15 protein-coding genes and 1 tRNA gene are annotated in these 17,650 nt (G+C 40.7%); 3 read left to right on the forward strand and 13 right to left on the reverse strand.

Annotated elements, in window-relative coordinates; genetic code table 11:
• Position 1 precedes the first annotated feature (1 nt).
• From CVT14_RS00620 to tig, 5 genes are read right to left on the reverse strand one after another with little or no spacing between them, the layout of a single operon-like run.
• Positions 2 to 1,507: a YifB family Mg chelatase-like AAA ATPase gene (locus CVT14_RS00620; protein ID WP_107849436.1), complete on the reverse strand. Its 1,506-nt coding sequence runs from the start codon at positions 1,505 to 1,507 to the stop codon at positions 2 to 4.
• The gene (gene def / locus CVT14_RS00625; RefSeq protein WP_107849437.1) at positions 1,504 to 2,022 is read right to left on the reverse strand and encodes a peptide deformylase; all 519 of its coding nucleotides are present in this window, start codon (positions 2,020 to 2,022) and stop codon (positions 1,504 to 1,506) included. Before def ends, CVT14_RS00620 begins: the two co-directional genes overlap by 4 nt.
• Position 2,023: 1 nt before the next feature.
• Positions 2,024 to 3,058 carry a GGDEF domain-containing protein gene (locus CVT14_RS00630; RefSeq protein ID WP_107849438.1) on the reverse strand — a complete coding sequence of 345 codons (1,035 nt, stop codon included), beginning with the start codon at positions 3,056 to 3,058 and terminating at the stop codon, positions 2,024 to 2,026.
• A gap of 8 nt (positions 3,059 to 3,066) precedes the next feature.
• Complete coding sequence (gene clpP, locus CVT14_RS00635) at positions 3,067 to 3,657, reverse strand: ATP-dependent Clp endopeptidase proteolytic subunit ClpP (protein WP_004317374.1); 591 nt, start codon at positions 3,655 to 3,657, stop codon at positions 3,067 to 3,069.
• Entirely contained in the window at positions 3,657 to 4,988 is a 1,332-nt protein-coding gene (tig, locus tag CVT14_RS00640; protein WP_107849439.1) for a trigger factor, read from the reverse strand. The genes clpP and tig overlap by 1 nt, the downstream gene beginning before the upstream one ends.
• 137 nt (positions 4,989 to 5,125) lie before the next feature.
• On the opposite strand from tig, the gene folE reads away from it, so the two are divergent.
• Positions 5,126 to 5,698: a GTP cyclohydrolase I FolE gene (gene folE / locus CVT14_RS00645; RefSeq protein WP_004317386.1), complete on the forward strand. Its 573-nt coding sequence runs from the start codon at positions 5,126 to 5,128 to the stop codon at positions 5,696 to 5,698.
• A complete protein-coding gene (gene fliI, locus CVT14_RS00650; protein WP_004317323.1) occupies positions 5,695 to 7,002 on the forward strand; it encodes a flagellar protein export ATPase FliI in 1,308 nt (435 codons plus the stop codon). The genes folE and fliI overlap by 4 nt, the downstream gene beginning before the upstream one ends.
• Before the next feature lie 726 nt (positions 7,003 to 7,728).
• On the opposite strand, the gene CVT14_RS10620 is transcribed toward fliI, so the two are convergent.
• The 6 genes from CVT14_RS10620 to CVT14_RS00675 form a co-directional block, all read right to left on the reverse strand.
• Positions 7,729 to 7,887, reverse strand: coding sequence for a hypothetical protein (locus CVT14_RS10620; RefSeq protein ID WP_021088704.1), 159 nt, complete (start codon positions 7,885 to 7,887; stop codon positions 7,729 to 7,731).
• A gap of 148 nt (positions 7,888 to 8,035) precedes the next feature.
• A complete protein-coding gene (locus CVT14_RS00655) occupies positions 8,036 to 9,769 on the reverse strand; it encodes an ATP-binding protein (RefSeq protein WP_107849440.1) in 1,734 nt (577 codons plus the stop codon).
• A complete protein-coding gene (locus CVT14_RS00660; RefSeq protein ID WP_021088766.1) occupies positions 9,769 to 11,436 on the reverse strand; it encodes a fatty acid--CoA ligase in 1,668 nt (555 codons plus the stop codon). Before CVT14_RS00660 ends, CVT14_RS00655 begins: the two co-directional genes overlap by 1 nt.
• Before the next feature lie 8 nt (positions 11,437 to 11,444).
• The gene (locus tag CVT14_RS00665) at positions 11,445 to 12,677 is read right to left on the reverse strand and encodes an OmpP1/FadL family transporter (RefSeq protein WP_107849441.1); all 1,233 of its coding nucleotides are present in this window, start codon (positions 12,675 to 12,677) and stop codon (positions 11,445 to 11,447) included.
• Entirely contained in the window at positions 12,674 to 13,525 is an 852-nt protein-coding gene (gene nfo / locus CVT14_RS00670; protein WP_107849442.1) for a deoxyribonuclease IV, read from the reverse strand. Before nfo ends, CVT14_RS00665 begins: the two co-directional genes overlap by 4 nt.
• Positions 13,522 to 13,992 (reverse strand): hypothetical protein, encoded by a 471-nt coding sequence (locus CVT14_RS00675; RefSeq protein ID WP_107849443.1) that lies wholly within the window; start codon positions 13,990 to 13,992, stop codon positions 13,522 to 13,524. The genes nfo and CVT14_RS00675 overlap by 4 nt, the downstream gene beginning before the upstream one ends.
• A 65-nt stretch (positions 13,993 to 14,057) precedes the next feature.
• On the opposite strand from CVT14_RS00675, the gene CVT14_RS00680 reads away from it, so the two are divergent.
• Positions 14,058 to 14,132: transfer RNA gene (locus CVT14_RS00680), tRNA-Glu, on the forward strand.
• 211 nt (positions 14,133 to 14,343) lie between these two features.
• Here CVT14_RS00680 and CVT14_RS00685 read toward each other — a convergent pair.
• Both CVT14_RS00685 and CVT14_RS00690 read right to left on the reverse strand, forming a co-directional pair.
• Complete coding sequence (locus CVT14_RS00685) at positions 14,344 to 16,761, reverse strand: GGDEF domain-containing phosphodiesterase (protein WP_107849444.1); 2,418 nt, start codon at positions 16,759 to 16,761, stop codon at positions 14,344 to 14,346.
• Positions 16,754 to 17,617 (reverse strand): cytochrome-c peroxidase, encoded by an 864-nt coding sequence (locus tag CVT14_RS00690; protein WP_107849445.1) that lies wholly within the window; start codon positions 17,615 to 17,617, stop codon positions 16,754 to 16,756. The genes CVT14_RS00685 and CVT14_RS00690 overlap by 8 nt, the downstream gene beginning before the upstream one ends.
• Positions 17,618 to 17,650 lie beyond the last annotated feature (33 nt).

A 17,650-nucleotide genomic window follows, 5' to 3' on the forward strand; every position in this document is an offset into this window, starting at 1 on the left:
TCTATGCCCTAAAACTAAGCGCCTCTAGGATGTGGGGCTTTAAAATTTGCTCGCTCTCATCAAGATCGGCGATGCTTCTAGCTACTCTAAGCGTCCTTTTTATGCCCCTTTGAGAGAGGTTGTACTTCGTGGCGGCCTTTTGTAAAATTTCACTCGCCTCGGCGTTTAACGTGCAAAATTTAGCCACCTGCGCGTCATTTAGCTTGCCATTTAGCTCATCTTGACCCCGCTTTTTTTGAAAGATAAAGGCTTTTAAGACCATCTCGCTCATCTGCTCTGAGCTTAAACTTGTCTTGTCGCCTGGCGAGCTCTCGTCCATCGCGACTTTTAAGTCTATGCGGTCAAGCACTGGGGCTGAAATTTTGGCTTTGTAGTTTTTTATCTCATTTTCGCTGCATTTGCAGTTTAGGTTGCGAGAAAATAAATTTCCACAAGGGCAGGGATTTTGAGCGGCTACGAAGATAAATTTAGTCTCATAAGTCACTTTTGAATTTACCCTTGCGATGTGGATTTGATTGTCCTCAAGTGGCTCTCTTAGGCTTTCGATCACCTGTTTAGCAAAGTGTGGGAACTCATCAAAAAATAGCACTCCGCCATTTGCAAGTGCTATCTCGCCAATCTTTGCGACGTTTGAGCCACCGCCAAATATCGAGCTTTTAGTCGAGGTGTGATGAGGCGAGCGAAAGGCTCTAGTGCTTGTAAATTCGCTATCTTGCAGGTTTAGCGAGCGGTAGGCGGCGGACTTTAACACCTCTTCTAGGCTTTGTGGTGCCATGATATAGACGAGGCGTTTTGCGCACATGCTCTTGCCGCTGCCTGGGCTGCCTTCAAATAAGATATTGTGCATGCCAACGGCTGCGACGACGCAGGCTCTTTTAGCTCTTTCTTGACCCAAAACGTCCTTAAAATCAAGCTCGAAGCTTAAATTTGGAACATATCTTTTGCCGCCAACTTCTATCACATTTGAAAATAGCTCGTGCGTGGCGCTAAAATGCGTGCTTTTAGCAAATTCTGCGTCGCTAAAAAACTTTATCGCCTCTTCTAGTGTGCTAACGCCATAAACCTCTAAATTTGGGATCATCGAGGCTTTAGCAGCCATCTCTTTTGGCACTAAAATTTTAGCCTTTTGCACCTGCGTGCTTAAAAAAAGTAGGATTGAAAACAAATTTGCCGTGCTTTTTACGCTCCCGTCTAATCCAAGCTCGCCAAAGACAAAAATTTTCTCCAAGCTTTTTGCCTTTTGAAGGGCGATGAGAAGGGCGATGCTGAGGTCAAAGTGTGAGCCACTTTTTGGCAGGTCTGAGGGGGATAAATTTATGGTTATTTTCTGAGCAGGAAAGGCAAAGTCAAGCGCTAAAAGTGCCGCCTTTACACGCTCCGTGCTCTCTTTGATACTGGTGCTTGCAAGACCCACGATACTAAAGCCAGGAAGCCCACGAGAAAAGATCGACTCAACATCAATGATCTTTAGTCCGTCGCCGTAAGTAGCACATTTTAGGGACTTCATGATGTCTTTTCTTTTTTTTGCTTTTTGTATTCCTTGTCGAATTTTTTGCGTTTGTTAAAGCCTATTTTTTCTATAAAAAGATGTCCGTCTAGGTGGTCATTTTCATGCTGGATAGCGATCGCTAGTAGCCCATCAGTCTTTAAGGTCTGCTCTTTGCCAAAGCGGTCTTGAAATTTGATGCTAACGACCTCACTTCGCTTAACGTCCTCGTAGTAGCCAGGCACGCTAAGGCAGCCCTCTTGATAGACGCACTCGCCCTCACGTAGCTCAAATTTTGGGTTTATGATCTCGATTAAATTTTCTTTATCTTGCACGCCCTCTTCGTTGGCTAAATTTATGATGAAAATTCTCTTTGCAACGCCTATTTGTATGGCCGCAAGGCCGATGCCTTCTTTTGCGATCATCGTCTCATACATATCATCAAGAAGTTTGTGAAGCTTCTCATCGAAGACTTCAACCACTTTTGAAATTTCATAAAGTTTTTTATTTGGATAGGATAAAACTTCTAGGATCAAACTAATTCTCTGCTTTCTCGTCTAAAAATAGTGGCTCATTTAGGTCTTGGTTGTTCTCTAGCTTGTCAAGTGCGTGAGAGAGCAACTCTTCGGTGCTTTTCGTCTTTGAGATCATGCTTGAGACGATCTGCACTTCGAGCTTGCACTCTTCGTTGTCGATCTTCCAAGGCATAGATGAGAGCATGTTTAAAATTCTAGCGCACGCTTGCTTTGTGCCGTTTTCGTCGGTGTATTTCATCACCATAGCAAAACAGCCATCGCCGTAGTGTGCGACTATATCACTTCTACGTGAAGTCCTTAAAAGAAGCTGCGACATGCTTTTAAACATATTGTTTCGCTCTTTTAAATTTTTAACGCGATTTGCAAATTTGTCTTTTATCTTGACTAACAAAAATGAGGCATTATAGCCGTAGCGCCTAACAGACTCGATCTCGCTGCTTATGGTCGCTACTAGAAATTTCTTGTTATAGACCTCATAAGTCGTATCGTAGATCGACTGCTCTTCGATCGCCTTAAACATCTTGCCGACCTCTTCATAGCTCATCTTGATGACGTCAAGGTGCTTATCCATGAGGTCGTTTAGCTTGATGAGGTCTTGGTTAAAGGCGCTTAAAACATTTTGAAGCGCAAGGACATTTGTGTTGTTTTTAAGCCCATCCATACGCTTTTGCACTAGGCCTCTCATAACGCCTAAATTTTTGTAGATGAGCACGACTGCTTGAAGCATGCTCTTTATCTGGATAAAGCCTTGTTTTACCTCTTTTTCGATAGAGATGTTGCCATTTGTCGGCACTGAACTTTCAGAATTTGCCACGATGATATCGCCGATCTCTTTTCTAAACTCATCTGACTGCCCATCAAGCATCTTTTCAAAGTAGATAGAGTAGTTTGTCGGCGTAGATGGGACGTTGTCGTCACTTAGCTCGTGCAAAACGTCCTCTGAAAATTTATAGATATTTACCTTTTCTTTTTTGACAGCTGGTTTTGTTTCGGCTGCTTTTCTTTTTGGATCTGGTGCGTTATCTATCTTTATCACTTTGGACCTTATTTAAAACTTTTCTCCAAAATTTTATCGACAAGTCCGTACTCTTTAGCTTCAGCTGAGCTCATAAAGAAGTCACGCTCAGTATCTTTTACGATCTTGCTTAGTTTTTGACCTGTATTTTTTGCCAAAATTCCATTTAAAATTTCTTTCAAACGTAAAATTTCGCGAGCTTGTATCTCGATATCAGTCGCTTGTCCTCTAGCACCGCCGAGTGGTTGGTGTATCATGATGCGAGAATTTGGCAGCGCATATCTCTTGCCAGGTGCGCCACAGCTTAGTAAAAATGCACCCATACTAGCGGCCTGACCGATGCAGATAGTGCAAACATCTGGCTTTATGTAGTTCATCGTGTCATAGATGCTAAAGCCACTTGTTATCACGCCGCCTGGTGAGTTTATGTAAAGGTAGATGTCTTTGTCTGGGTCTTCAGCCTCTAAAAATAGCAGCTGAGCGACGATAGAAGCAGCCATGCCGTCCTCTATCTCGCCACTTAGCATAACGATCCTGTCTTTTAAAAGACGGGAGTATATATCATAGCTTCGCTCACCTCTACTAGTTCTTTCAACTACGACAGGAACGTAATAGCTCATTACTCAGCCTTCTCTTTTTTGCTTGCTTTTTTCTCGTCTTTTTCTTTGTTAAAAAGCTCGCTAAATAGCTTCTCTTCGATCATCGACATCTTTATGGCTGGTAGCATGCCTTGGTTGCGGTACATCTCAAGGTGTGCTTTTGGATCTTGACCGCTTCTATATGCCTCAAAATAGATCGCTTGAACGACCTCTTGATCGCTCACTTTCACGCCTCTTACGCGAGCTAACTCATCGATGATGAAAGTTAGGCGAACGCTATTTTCAGCATCTTTTCTATACTCGTCACGTTTTTTAGCTAGAGCATCTTTGTCTTCTCTAAATTTCTTCATATCGTCTGGAGTAAATGAGCTCCATGCGTTTCTAAACTGCATATCGATCTCTTGCTCGACGATATTTTTTGGCACATCAAATTTAAATTTCTCAACCGCAGCTTCAGCAAATTTTGGTTTTAGCTCTTCGTTTATAAGTTTATAAATTTTCTCTTGGCGAATTTGCTCTTTTATGCGCTCTTCAAGTAGCTCTTCAGTTGGTTTTTCTTCGTTTGGAAGGATAGTTTTTAGCATCTCTTCGTCTAGCTTCTCAGGGATCTTTCTCTCTTGAATTTCGTGAAGTTTGACTTTAAAAACAGCGTCTTTGCCAGCTAAATGTGCAGCGCCGTAGTTTTCTGGGAATTTAACGTTTATATCTTTTTCTCCGCCAGCTTTTATGCCTACCATGCCATCTTCAAAGCCTGGGATGAATTGATTTGAGCCGATCTCAAGCACGTAGTTTTCAGCCTTGCCACCTTCAAATGCAACACCATCAACAAAGCCCTCAAAGTCAAATTTAGCAAAATCGCCCACTTTTAGGCCTCTTTTGCTATCTACTTTTTCAAGCGGAGCTATCATTTTTAGAAGCTCAGTTTTCTTCTCATCGATATCTTTTTTCAAAACGCGTGGGTTTGAAAACTCAGGTATCAAGCTCTCATAACCGCTCACATCGACACTTGGCTTAAATGAAACTGTTAGCTCAACGTCGATCTTGTCATCTTTTTTGTCAAATTTTGAAACGATAGGCTCGCCGATAAGGTCGTCATTTTTTTTGCCTGCTTGTTTGATAGCCTCTTCGACTACATCTCTTAAGACATCTTGCTCAGCGTCGTTTGTTAGCTCTTTTTCGTAGCGTTTTAGCACAACAGCGACTGGCACATGGCCTTGTCTAAAACCATCTACTTTCATAGTTTTTGCCGCTTTTTTTGCTAGTTTTTCTACGCTAGACTTTATAGCATCTGCACTTACAGTTGTGCTTGCTAGGGTATTTACGCTATCTAGAGCTTTGATTTTGATTTCCATCGAATTCCTTTATGAATACAAATTTTTAGCCCAAAATATAGCAGAATTTTCCTTATTTCATTGTAAATTTGTAAATTTTTATAGATATAAAAGGCGTTTTAACGTAGAATTTGGCGATAAAATTATGGAGAAAATTTATGCAAGAGAGTTTTGAAAATTCAGTTAAAAATATGCTAACTATTATCGGCGAAGATCCAAACAGAGAGGGGCTTATTAAAACCCCAGAACGCGTTTATAAAGCTTTTAAATTTCTAACTAGCGGATATGATCAAGACCCAAAAGAGGTGCTTGGTGACGCGCTATTTACTAGCTCAAATAACGAAATGGTTTTAATGCGAAACATCGAGTTTTACAGCCTTTGTGAGCACCATTTGCTGCCAATAATTGGCCGTGTGCATGTCGCATACATTCCAAACGGCAAGGTTGTTGGCCTTAGTAAAATTCCACGCATGGTAAATATCTATGCCAGACGCTTGCAAATTCAAGAGCAGATGACCGAGCAGATCGCAAAGGCGCTTGAGGACGTGATCGCTCCAAAAGGCGTTGGAGTAGTCGTCGAGGCTAGGCATATGTGCGTTGAGATGAGGGGCGTGGAGAAGATAAACTCAACTACCACGACCTCGGCGCTTAGAGGCTGCTTTATCAAAAATGCAGACACAAGAAGGGAGTTTTTTTCGCTGATAAATTCGCCTAGGGAAACGCATTTTTGAGCTTAGAGCGTATAAATTCAAGGCTTAAAGAGGGCGTGAAGCTCTCAAATACCTTCGGCGTCATCACAAAGATCACAGCTACTACGATAGAGATCACTGGACTTCGTCCAAGTATCGGCGACATCGTGCGCATAGTGGCAAAAGACAAGAGCAAAAACGGACTTGGCATGGTCACGCAGATAAAGACAGACGGCGCTTATATTAGCCCATTTGGCTTTGTCGAGGGCTTTAGGATAGGCGACTTTGTCTATGAGAGTGATCAGGGTATGAGCATACCTGTGGGGCCAAATTTACTAGGCCGCGTGGTCGATCCATTTATGAAGCCCATTGACGGCAAAGGGGCGATTGATACGACTGAATATATGCCGATCATGAGAGCGCCGATAGATGCGATGAAAAGGGGGCTTATAAACGAGCCTTTTAGTGTTGGCATAAAGACGATAGATGGGCTACTTACTTGCGGCAAGGGGCAAAAGCTGGGGATTTTTGCAGGTTCAGGCGTAGGCAAATCAACCCTTATGGGGATGATCGTAAAAAACACTCTTGCGCCCATAAAAGTAGTCGCACTAATAGGCGAGCGTGGCCGTGAGGTGCCAGAATTTATCGAAAAAAACCTAGGTGGCGACCTGGAGGGCACGGTCATCATCGTAGCGACCAGTGATGACAGCTCACTCATGCGAAAGTACGGCGCATTTTGTGCGATGAGCGTGGCTGAGTACTTCAAACAGCAGGGCAACGACGTGCTTTTCATCATGGATAGCGTCACACGTTTTGCGATGGCGCAGCGTGAGATTGGCCTTGCGCTTGGCGAGCCACCGACCTCAAAGGGCTATCCGCCAAGCTCGCTCACACTCTTGCCACAGCTAATGGAGCGCGCCGGCAAAGAGGAGGGCAAGGGCAGTATCACAGCGTTTTTCACCGTGCTAGTCGAGGGCGATGATATGAGCGACCCGATAGCTGACCAAAGCCGCTCTATCCTAGACGGCCACATCGTGCTAAGCCGCGAGCTAACGGACTTTGGCATCTACCCACCTATCAATATCCAAAACTCGGCCTCGCGTGTCATGGGCGACGTCATCGGCAAAGAGCACAAGCTAAATGCGATGAAATTTAAGCGCCTTTACTCGCTTTTAAAAGAAAATGAGGTCCTGCTTCGCATCGGCGCATATCAAAAGGGCAGCGACAAGGAGCTTGACCTTGCTATCTCAAAGAAAGAATTTATGGAGAGCTTCTTAAAACAAAGCTCGGAAGAGGCCTTTGCGCTTGAAGAGGTCGAAGAGCTGCTTGATAAGATCAATCAGTAAATTTTTGTATAAATTTGACTACTAAAATTTCATAGCCTTTTATTAAAAAGATCGGTAAATTTTGCTTTTTTTGGTGCGAAAGTGTTGTTATAAAAATCGCAGAAGTAAATTTGAAATTTATAGGGTTTTGCTAGGTTAAATTTCACGGAGTGGGCGATTTTTTGTGTTAGGTAAAAAACGATAAAGTGTTATAAAAAAGCAGTCACGCCCACGCTTCAAATGGCAGATAAAATTTAAAATTTTTGGTTTTTTGGATAAAAAATACCATTTTACAGAGGCTAAGGTAGTAAATTTATGCTAGTGCCTATAAGTTGGCATCTGCCAAGCTGTAGTTTTTCGCTCAAATTTAATTTCACACTTTGACCCGCAGGAAACATCTTATGTAAAAATTTATCTGACTAAACGTAAGTTGCAGAGCAGATAGAATTTTAAAATTTAAAGCAAGTAAGCGAGCGAAATTTATACAAAGAACCTATGAGTGACAGCATCCTGTCGTAGTTTTTTGCTAAAAATTAATTGTGAAAATCCCACATTTAGTTTGGCAAGTACCGATGTTTTAGACTTTGCTTTGTGACGCAAAGCGTATATTTAAAAAAAGCGCAAAAGAAAAACCTCTTTCTGCTTTTGCCAAAGATCGAATTCGCTTCACATTTTTTATAACTTTTAATTGTAGGCTTCTTTTAAATTTAATAGATAAAAAGCAAATTTGATATCCGCACTTTGTTTTTATGGCTGCGTAAAGCCTGCAACATACTTTAAAAATCTAAGAGCAAAATTTATCTTTTCATTCTCATCAAAGCTCGAATTTAGCTCACTTTCCCTGTCACTTCTAAGGACATGCTCCGTATAAAAATAAAATTTAACACTCTCGGTACTTATCTGCATTTTTCATCGCTAAAGCTTAAATTTATCTCGTGCTTTTCATGTTTTTAGCGGTAAAACTCGTCTAAATTTTTTATTGAGTGAAGCAAATTTATTATCAAACCAGCGATTTTTTGTAGCGCAAAGTCAAATTTATAAATTAAGGGAAAAGCTAAGAGCCAAATCCCATCTTTTTATCCTCGCCAAAGCTTGAGTTTAGCTCGCGCTCTATCGTGGTTTTGAAGTCCTCAAAGGTAAAGATCCCATCATCTTTTATAGCCACTTTCAATGCGGTATTTTTTAGCGCAAGGACGATCTGCGCGCCACTTAGGTTAAACTCAGCCAGCCTTTCTACGCTAAAGCCATCTTCAAAGCTCGCATTTTCAGGCAAAATTTTACGCCAAATGGCGAGCCTGCCGTTATAATCAGGCTTTTTAAACTCGATCTTATAGTCAAATCTTCTAGAAAATGCCACATCAAGGCTTTGCAAGAAATTTGTCGTGGCGATCAACACACCCTCAAAGCGCTCGATCTGCTCTAAAAAGATATTTTGCATTTGATTATGCATCTTCTCAGCCCCACTTGAGCTCTCCACTCTCGTGCTTAAAAACTGATCAGCCTCGTTTAGCAAAAGCACTGGCTCGCTGCCACTTTTTTTGCAAATTTCTTTGTAAGTGTCAAAAATTTTCCTTACATTTTGCTCGCTCTCGCCGACATATTTGCTTAAAATTTTTGAGCAGTCAAAGCTTAGAATTTGCTTCTTTAGGCTCTTTGCAAGCCCAACGGCGCTCATGGTCTTACCAGTGCCAGGCTCGCCATAAAAGATGATTTTTGCGTCTATGTTTTTTCTAGTTTTTATGCCCCAGCTGCTAAGTCTAGCGAGCACTTTTTTATCGACTTGCTTTAGTATCGTGCTTAAAAGCTGCTTTGTTTTTTCGTTTAGCACGACGTCTTCTAGGCTCGTTACTGGCTCTATTAGCTCAAAAATTTCTTGCTCTTTTACCAGGCTTTCGATCTTGATTTTCTTGCTGTTTTTGTCATTTTTTGGGTGCATTATGCTTTGCAAAATTTCTTCGTTTATAAAAAAGCTCTTGCTTACGTTGCCATAAGCGTTTAAAACCTCGTCGTAGTCGATTAGAGCGCCCTCGATGAGCCTTGAGCCATCCTCTAAAAGAGTGCGATTTTTGATGCGTTCAAGCTCATCTTTGCTTATTAGCCCAACTAGCGTGTTTAGGTCGCGACCATTTTCAAAGTCGCCCGCGTACTCCTCTTTTAAAAGGGCTAAAAATATGATCTGTTCTTTTTCATCAAGCGAATTTTCTTTAAAAATTTGCTCTATTTTTAGGCTGATCTTGCTTAGTTTTACACGCTCGTTTATGCGCTTTGTTAGCTCAGAAATTTGCTCGTTTATGCGCTTTTTAGCGTCATTTGAGCCATCACCAAAAATGGCAGCCTTTGAGTAAAGCTCTATCTTTAAAAACTGATCTTTTAAATACTCCAAATGATCTTCATAAGGCGCAAGCTCTGGTAAATTTATATCAGCGTTGCCATCTTCTAGAATTTTTAAAAATGTACTAGAGAGTGAAATTTCAGAGTGAAGGAGCGAGAGTAGCCCTTGGTTAGAGCTTTTTTGCGAGTTCTCTGGCATTTTAAAAAGTCCGTAGTTTTGCACTATCCAGCCACTATCCAGCAAATTTTTTATAAATTTAAGGTATAAAAGCTGCTTGTCGTTTTGCGTGCCAAAAACAGCTCCAAGTAGCTCAAAAACGCTCATACTAGCTGTGCCTTGCACGTAGGCTTTGCTTAGGTATTTTAAAATTTCTCCCTCTTCATCGCCGCATTTTATAAGCTCGTAAATTTTACTTTTTTTGAGGTCTTGGTTTAGAAAATCAAGCAAATACTTCACTAAATTTTATCCTTTATCTGCTCTTTTAGCACGCGTTTTAGCACCTTGCCAGTTGCGTTTCTAGGCAGCTCCTCGGCAAAATAAATGCTTTTTGGAATTTTGAAATTTGCTAAATTTTTCTTTAGATGCTCTCTAACCGTCTTTTCATCAAGATCCATACCCTCTTTTACCTGTATGAAAGCTACGACCTCTTCGTCTGCATGCACGTCCTTTACACCGATGACTGCTGCAGCCTCGACGGCTTCAAGCTTATAGATCACCTCTTCGATCTCGCGTGGATATATGTTTATGCCCTTTGATATGATGAGGTCTTTTTTGCGATCAACGATGTAGATAAAGCCCTCTTCATCGATCTTGCCAAGGTCCCCTGTCTTTAGCCAGCCATTTATGATGGTTTCATCAGTCACGCCTGGCATGCCGTAGTAGCCTTGCATGACGCAGTCGCCTTTTACGATGATCTCGCCGATCTGGCCGACTGGTAGCTCCATCATCTCATCATCTACGATCTTGACCTCATAGCCATTTAGCGCGGGACCCACGCTTAGAAGCTTTTGCTTGTCAAATAAATTTGCCGCTACGACTGGCGAGCATTCGCTAAGGCCGTATCCTTCAACTAGCGTTGCACGCGGGAATTTCACTCTAAAATCATCGATCGTTTGCTTAGCAAGCGGAGCAGCGCCACTTACAAATAGCCTTATGCGGTTAAACCATCTAAAATACCAAGGAATTTTTGCCTTGCCGATGGCTGTATAGATGGCTGGGATACCCAAAAATACAGTGACTCTTTTAAGCAGCGTCTGCTTTAGCACATTTGAAAATGGAAAGACCGATCTTACAAGCACCATCGAAGCGCCTGCATATATCGGTAAAAGTACCATAGCTGTGAGCGTAAAGCTATGAAACATCGGCAAAAATACGATAAATCTATCGCTTTTTTTAACCTTAAAACGCTCATGAGCGCCGATGACGTTTGAGAAGATATTTTTATAGCTTATCATCGCGCCTTTTGGCTTGCCTGTAGTGCCTGAGGTGTAGATGATGTGCATGAGATCGTCTATTTTAGGGTATTTTGTGATGCTTAGGGTGTATTTGTGATTTAGCGCTTCGCTGAAATTTACATTTTTTACAACGCCGTTATTTTCGTAGCCCTTGCTCATATCCTCTTTTGAAATTTGTGGTGTTGAAGATAGATAGGCACTCTCGCCATACTCCTCATCAACGCTTACATAGTCGTCTTTTGAGGCACTTTGAAGTTTTTTTGGCGTTTGCCCGATCCAGATGATTTTTCTTAAAATTTCAAGCTCGTTAAGTGCGATTAGCTCCTTTGCAAGTGAGCTAGAGGCGAAAAGCACCCTTGCGCCGCAGTCGTTTAAGATATACTCAAACTCATTTGTTTTTAAAAAGGTGTTCATCGGCACTGCCACCGCACCGATAGCGGTGATAGCAAGGTATGAGATGATAAATTCTTTCGAATTTGCCACCGCCATAGCCACTTTGTCGCCAAAATTTACCCCGCAAAGCTGCAAGTAAGCCGCCACTTTATCGACGTTTTGCTTTAGTTCGTGGTATTTTAGCTTCTCTTTTTCATCAAAGATCGCTATCTGGTTTGGACTTTCTTTTGCTACTTTGGTCAAAATTTCATAAAAATTATTATAAGAGTATTGCATTTTTAGCCCTAGAAAGAGTATTTAAACGTCATTGCAGCTATCTGAACGCTACTTGCGTCAAATTCGCCAGACATTGAGCCAGTGCCAGTTTTTATATCTGTCGCACGCTTTTTGTCTCTGTGCTGATAGAGATAGCCTAGTCCTAGCTCTAAATTTGGCGTAAATTTATAGTTTGCCCCAAACGAATATGCCTGAGAAGTTGTGTTTGGAAGCTCTAAGCCAGTGTGTTCGCTGCTAGTTATATCCTCATCGTATGAAAAGCCAGCCATTAGTCTAAGTTTTTCATTTACGTCGTAAGCAAGGCCTATCCTATATGTGTTTGTATCTTTTGCGTTTTTAACGACTGGATCGTCCATAAACATTTTAAAAGCAGGATGGTGTGAATGAATAGCCGTCTTATCATCATATTCAAAGTCATAATCTTTAAATTTAGACCAGTAAGTCCTCTCAAAAGCTAACAAAAGGGTAAAGTCGCTAAATTTATATCCAGTCGCAAGCACTAGCTGAGCAGGCAGCGGGATCTCAACTCTTGTTTTGCCATGATAGCTTATAGGTGCTAGAGCTCCGTTAAAATCAGCATCAGCGCTACCTTTAAGCTCTAAATTTACCTTCGAGCGGTAAGTCACCGCAAAGCTTAGATCCTCGATAGGTCTATATGTAAGAGCGACGTTGTAGCCGTAGTTTATACCATCGCCTTGTATCTCTCTGTAGCCAAAACGTCCAAAATCGCTTGCTATCTTGCCTTTGCTATAAACGCCTCTAGCGCCCAGAGCAATGGCAAGTTTGTCATTTATGCGGTAAGCTACGGTTGGATTTAGCTCGACAACTTGTAGTTTAAACCTCTTGCCAGTAAAAGCAGTCTCTGGATCCTCCCACGAGATGCCAACAGCAGCAGGCACGGCAAGGGCTAGTCCAAATCTCCAGTTTTCATAAATTTCTGGCGTTACAAAGCTAAATGTGCCAGCTAGTGAGTCAAATTTCTTTGAGCTGTAGCTCTTGCCATCATCGCTTTTAAAGTCGATGGAATTTATATGAAACCAACCGAGCGTGCTTTCAAAATGGTGAAGCCCGTCTAAAAACATCATATTTGCAGGGTTAAAATAAGCCGCATCAGCCCCAAAACTAAAGGCTACGTTACTAGCAGCAAGCCCTAAAGAGTCAGCACTTTGCTCAGGGACCTTATAACCCCCGGCATTTAATAAAGAACACGTCGCAACAATGCTTAAAAGCACTCTTTTCATAGCTTTTCCTTTTCTAGGTTTCTTAAAATTTTGATCTCATCTTCCCAAATACTCTCGTCAATCGTCTCTAAAATCAAGGGAATTTCGCCTATTTTATCATCATTTATTATATTTTCAAAAGCGCCAAGCCCAAGCTCGCCCTTGCCAAGGCTCTCGTGTCTGTCTTTTTTTGAGCCAAGCCCAAATTTAGCGTCATTTAGGTGCATGCCAGATAGAAATTTATAGCCGATGATCGCGTCAAATTCGCCCATCGTCTTAGCGTAAGCCTCTTTGCTTCTTAGATCGTACCCAGCGGCAAATGCGTGGCAAGTATCGATGCAAACGCCAACTCTGCTCTCATCATCCACTCGCTCGATCAAATACGCCAGCTGCGTAAAGTCAAAGCCTAAATTTGAGCCTTGTGCGGCTGTGTTTTCGATGACAAGCTTTACGCCGCTTGTTCGTTTTAGCGCTTCGTTTATGCATCTTGCGATGTTATCTAGGCACTCATTTTGGCTTATTTGCTTTAGGTGTGAGCCTGGGTGAAAATTTAAAAGCTTTAGTCCAAGCTGGCTAGCTCGCTCTATCTCGTCGATAAAGGCTTCAAGGGACTTAGCTCTTGCCTCTTTTTCTGGATGGCCTAAATTTATGAGGTAGCTTGCATGTGGCAAGACGTGATCGGCGCTTATGCCAGAGGCTTTTAAATTTGCTTTAAATTGCTCTATCTCGCCCTCGCTCAGCTCCTTTGCGCTCCACTGGCGCTGATTTTTTGTAAAAAGCGCAAAGGCATTTGCTCCTATTTTTGCAGCGTTTATCGGTGCGTTAGATACGCCTCCAGCCGCGCTTACGTGAGCTCCAATGTATCTCATTTTAACTCTTTTATTATCACTTTTATTTTATTTTTGCTATCGATAAATTTGACGTAGTTATCGCAAACTTCGTATTTTATAAAATAAGAACTTAGATCTTGTCTAAAGCCGCACTCTGTGGTGTTTAGATCTTTGCCGTCATAAATTTTTTGCCTTTGCAAAATCTCTTCAAAAAGGCTCTCATAGTGCGGCGCTAGAAAAAATTTCTCGTTAAATTCAGTCTTTTTAAAACAAGCGCTATTTACGCAAATTTTGTCCTTTATATTGATATTTGCGGTATTTACGCCAGAGCTATAAATTTGCAAATTTAGATCATTTTTGTATGTGTGAAAAAATCCAACATCATTTATCTTTATCATCGGAGAAAATAAAGTTACCTGAAAAGCTTGCGATCTTTGCGGTGTTTTAGTCGCAACACAGCCTGAAAAAATGAGAGCAAATAATAAAACAAGTGAAAATTTCTTCAACGATTTGTCCTTTTATGTAAATTTAAGTTAAAAAGTAATATAATCCCAACTTCATAACCGACAGTGGCCCATTCGTCTAGCGGTTAGGACATCGCCCTTTCACGGCGGTAACACGAGTTCGAGTCTCGTATGGGTCACCACTTCTAAAAGACAAAATCTTATCCACATAAGCTTTAAAATCTAGTTAATCCAAATTTTCAGCTTTTTTAAAGACAAATTCTTAAATTTAATTGTTGTAAAAAAGATCAAATTTCACGTCTAGCAAAATTTAAAAAAGAGGTTTTGCGCGAGTATAAAAGCAAAAAGCAGTTAAATTTAGCCTTTTAATAGGCTTTAAAGTAACTGCAAAATTTACATCTGATGTGGCTTGCCTAGCAAAAATCCCTGCGCATACGAAATTCCAAATTTCTTTATATACTCTAAAATTTCTTCATTGCTCACAAACTCAGCCACTATCTTATAGCCTTGTCTTCTAGCAAAGCTCACGATAGTCTCAACCAAAACTCTTGCGTTTTCATCGGTTGGTAGCTTTTTGATGATCGAGCCATCTATCTTGATGTTATCTATATCAAGCTCTAAAATTCGGTAGTAGTTAGAGTAGCCAGAGCCAAAGTCATCGATTGAGATTTTACATCCATATTTCTTAGCTCTTTTTATAAATTCATTTGCCATGCCGTAGTCGCTAAGCTCTTCGCTCTCTAGCATCTCAAAGCAAACTCTACTTGGATCTGGGCAGCTCTCTAGCTTTTCGTCTAAAATTTCTCTCACGCCAGGATCAGTTAGATCCGAGCTTGAAAGGTTGATAGAAAATGTATAGTCTGGATATTTTTTAACTAGATCAAAGGCTAGAGTGATCACTTTTTTTGTTATCTGAAGATAAAGTTGCGTTTTCATCGCGATCTCTAAGAACTCGCCTGGGTAGCGGATCTTGCCGTTTTGATCGACTATACGAACCAAAACTTCGTAGTATTTTGCCTCTGTCTCATTTTCATGCACGTTAAAAATTCCCTGACACTCGACTATCACCTTGTCGTTTTCTAGGGCATACTCGATGAGTTCGGTTATGAGTTGGTTTTTATAGTATCTCATCTCGATCGCATCGTTTTCTAGGTAGTAGTAGATCTCGTTGCCACTATCACTTGCTTGTTGATTGGCTAGGATCGACTGCATTAGGCGGTTTGTTTGCGGTGTGTCATTTGATAAAGATACGCCAAGAGTTATCTTGATGCCAGGTAGGTTTTCAAATTTACCATCTATCTCGATATTCATCCTGCTAAAGTTAAAATACTCTTTTATAAAGCCAATATCTCTAACGATGTCATCGCCTTGATACCAGATGTAAAACGCATCATCTTGAAACCTAAATAGCTCAGCATTTATAGAGTAGGTATCAACACAGAGCTTTAGCGTATTTGCCACCGCTTTTAGCATGGCTTCGATGACCTTGTTTTGGTAGAAAAATCTTAGCATCTTATAGTTTTTGATGCTTATGCTGATCAAAATTCCATCTTTTTTCGCCTCTATCATCTCAGTTAGGGCAAAGTAGTTGCCAAAGCCAGTTAGCTTGTCGATTGAGGATTGAATTTTTATCTGCTCATTTTTTTGAGTTAGCTCTTTAAGCATGCTAAGCTCTTTCGTCCTATCAAGCTTTATAGCCATGTAGCCCTCTAGCTTGCCTTCAAAGAAAAATGGCGCAAAACGCACCTTCTCATAGAGCAGTTTGCCACTTTTTGTCCTGCTTATTAGCTCGTCGCTCTCCCATGAGATGTGCTTATTTATAGCATTTCTTATCTCAGCGTAAAAGCTCTCTGGGTGCATATTTGATTTTAAAATTTTAGGACTTTTGCCGACAACATCTTTTAGTTTATAGCCAGTTTTTGACTCAAATGTTTTATTTACATATAAAATTTTATTGTCATTGTCGCAAAAGACTATCGAGCTGTGTCCTGCATCCACTGTCGTTTTTAGTAGTTTTATCTGCTTTAGCTGTTTAGTTAGCACCCTTGCTTGGTAAAAGGTCAGTGCGCAAAATAGCACGAAGCTGATAAGACAAAGCACTTGCATTATCACTATATTTCGTATCATTATGCTGTAAGAGGCTAGGGTATCATCTCTAAATTTTCTTAGCTCTTGTCCAAGTTTTAGATCAACAGAGTCTTTAGCTATGGAGCTTAGGTTTTTTGCAAATTCAAGCGCGTAAGTTGCCTTATTTAGCACCAAGATCGCTTTTGTGTCGTTTTTGTAGGTATCTTTATATTTTTGTATCTGCTCTTTTGTTTGATTTAGCGTCTCAGGGCTGATTATGGCTGAGCTTTTTATCGCGTGAAATATCACATTAAGTGCATCTAGCTTCTTCTCTGATGCTATTTCAAACTCACCTGATAAGATATAAGCAGCCATTGATGAGCTAGCGTAGTTTGACCTATCTACAAGCCTTTGTTTTTTTAAAAAGTCGTCGTTTATGACCTTTAAAGTTTTGGCATTTTTCTCTTGGTAAAAGACATGTATGATCTCGTTTAGCTCATCAAGTCTGGTTAAATTTTGATCAAAACTTTTTAAATTTTTATTTACATCGTCGTAATTTAGGCGAAGTACGTTATTTTCTAAGCTAAAGCTTAGCTCGTTATCTAGCAAGATAAGGCTTAAGATCGTATCGTTAAATTTACTAACAGCAGTAACTGCTCTATTTGCCATATAGATGTAAGCTGAGCTAAAGAAAAAGATGATCGCTAGGACGATTAAGATGATATTTGCTTGTCTTTTATTCATTTAGTATCCTAGGTCTGCGTCCATTTAGTGTTAGCAAAAATTTATAAATTTGCTCCAGCTCTTCGCTACTTAGTGTGTGGATCAGCTGATGATAGCTCACAAAGCCTATGACCTCTTTTAGATCGCTCATTTCGCCACTGCTTAGATATGGAGCTGTTCTTGCTACATTTCTAAGCGAAGGCACACGCATGAGGCGTCTGCTCTCACCTGCATCTTTTAAGCCCACGTTTTGCATCAAATTTCCGCCTAAATTTCTACCATTGTGGCATGCCACACAGCCTACTTTATTAAAGAGCTCAAAGCCATTTTTTGCCTCAGCATTTATGGAGTCATCATTGCCAGCTAGATACTCATCAAATGGCGAATCAATACTTAAAACAGCCTTTTCAAATTCCACCAAAGCATCTACTATATTCTCGTAGTTTATGCCATCATCGTATGCGTCATTAAATAAAATCGCATACTCGCCTATGCTTTTTACCTTTTTTACTATCTCATCTTTGTTTGAATTTAGCTCATTTCTAGAATTTATCGACTCTTTTACTTGATCTTTTAAGCTTCTTACTCTGCCATCAGTAAAAAATAGAAAATTTAAAGCTGAATTTAGCACGCTAGGCGGGTTTATGACGCCCTTTTGGCTGGTGTAAGATGAGTTTGTGCCACTTAAATTCCAGTATAAGTTGTGGCAAGTTTCGCATGAGTAGTTTTCGGTGGTGCTTAGTCTTTTGTCAAAAAAGAGTTTCTTGCCGATGTAGGCTTGTTTTTCGTCATATTTTGATGAAAGCACTGGCTCAAATGATGAATTTGCGCTCAAAATACAAAAAGATACTACCATCCAAAATAAAACTTTTTTCATAAAATCTCCATATTCTTGAGCGTCATTATAGCG

This window comes from Campylobacter concisus, from assembly GCF_003048445.1.
In the GTDB taxonomy this organism is placed as follows: Bacteria; Campylobacterota; Campylobacteria; order Campylobacterales; family Campylobacteraceae; genus Campylobacter_A; species Campylobacter_A concisus_BF.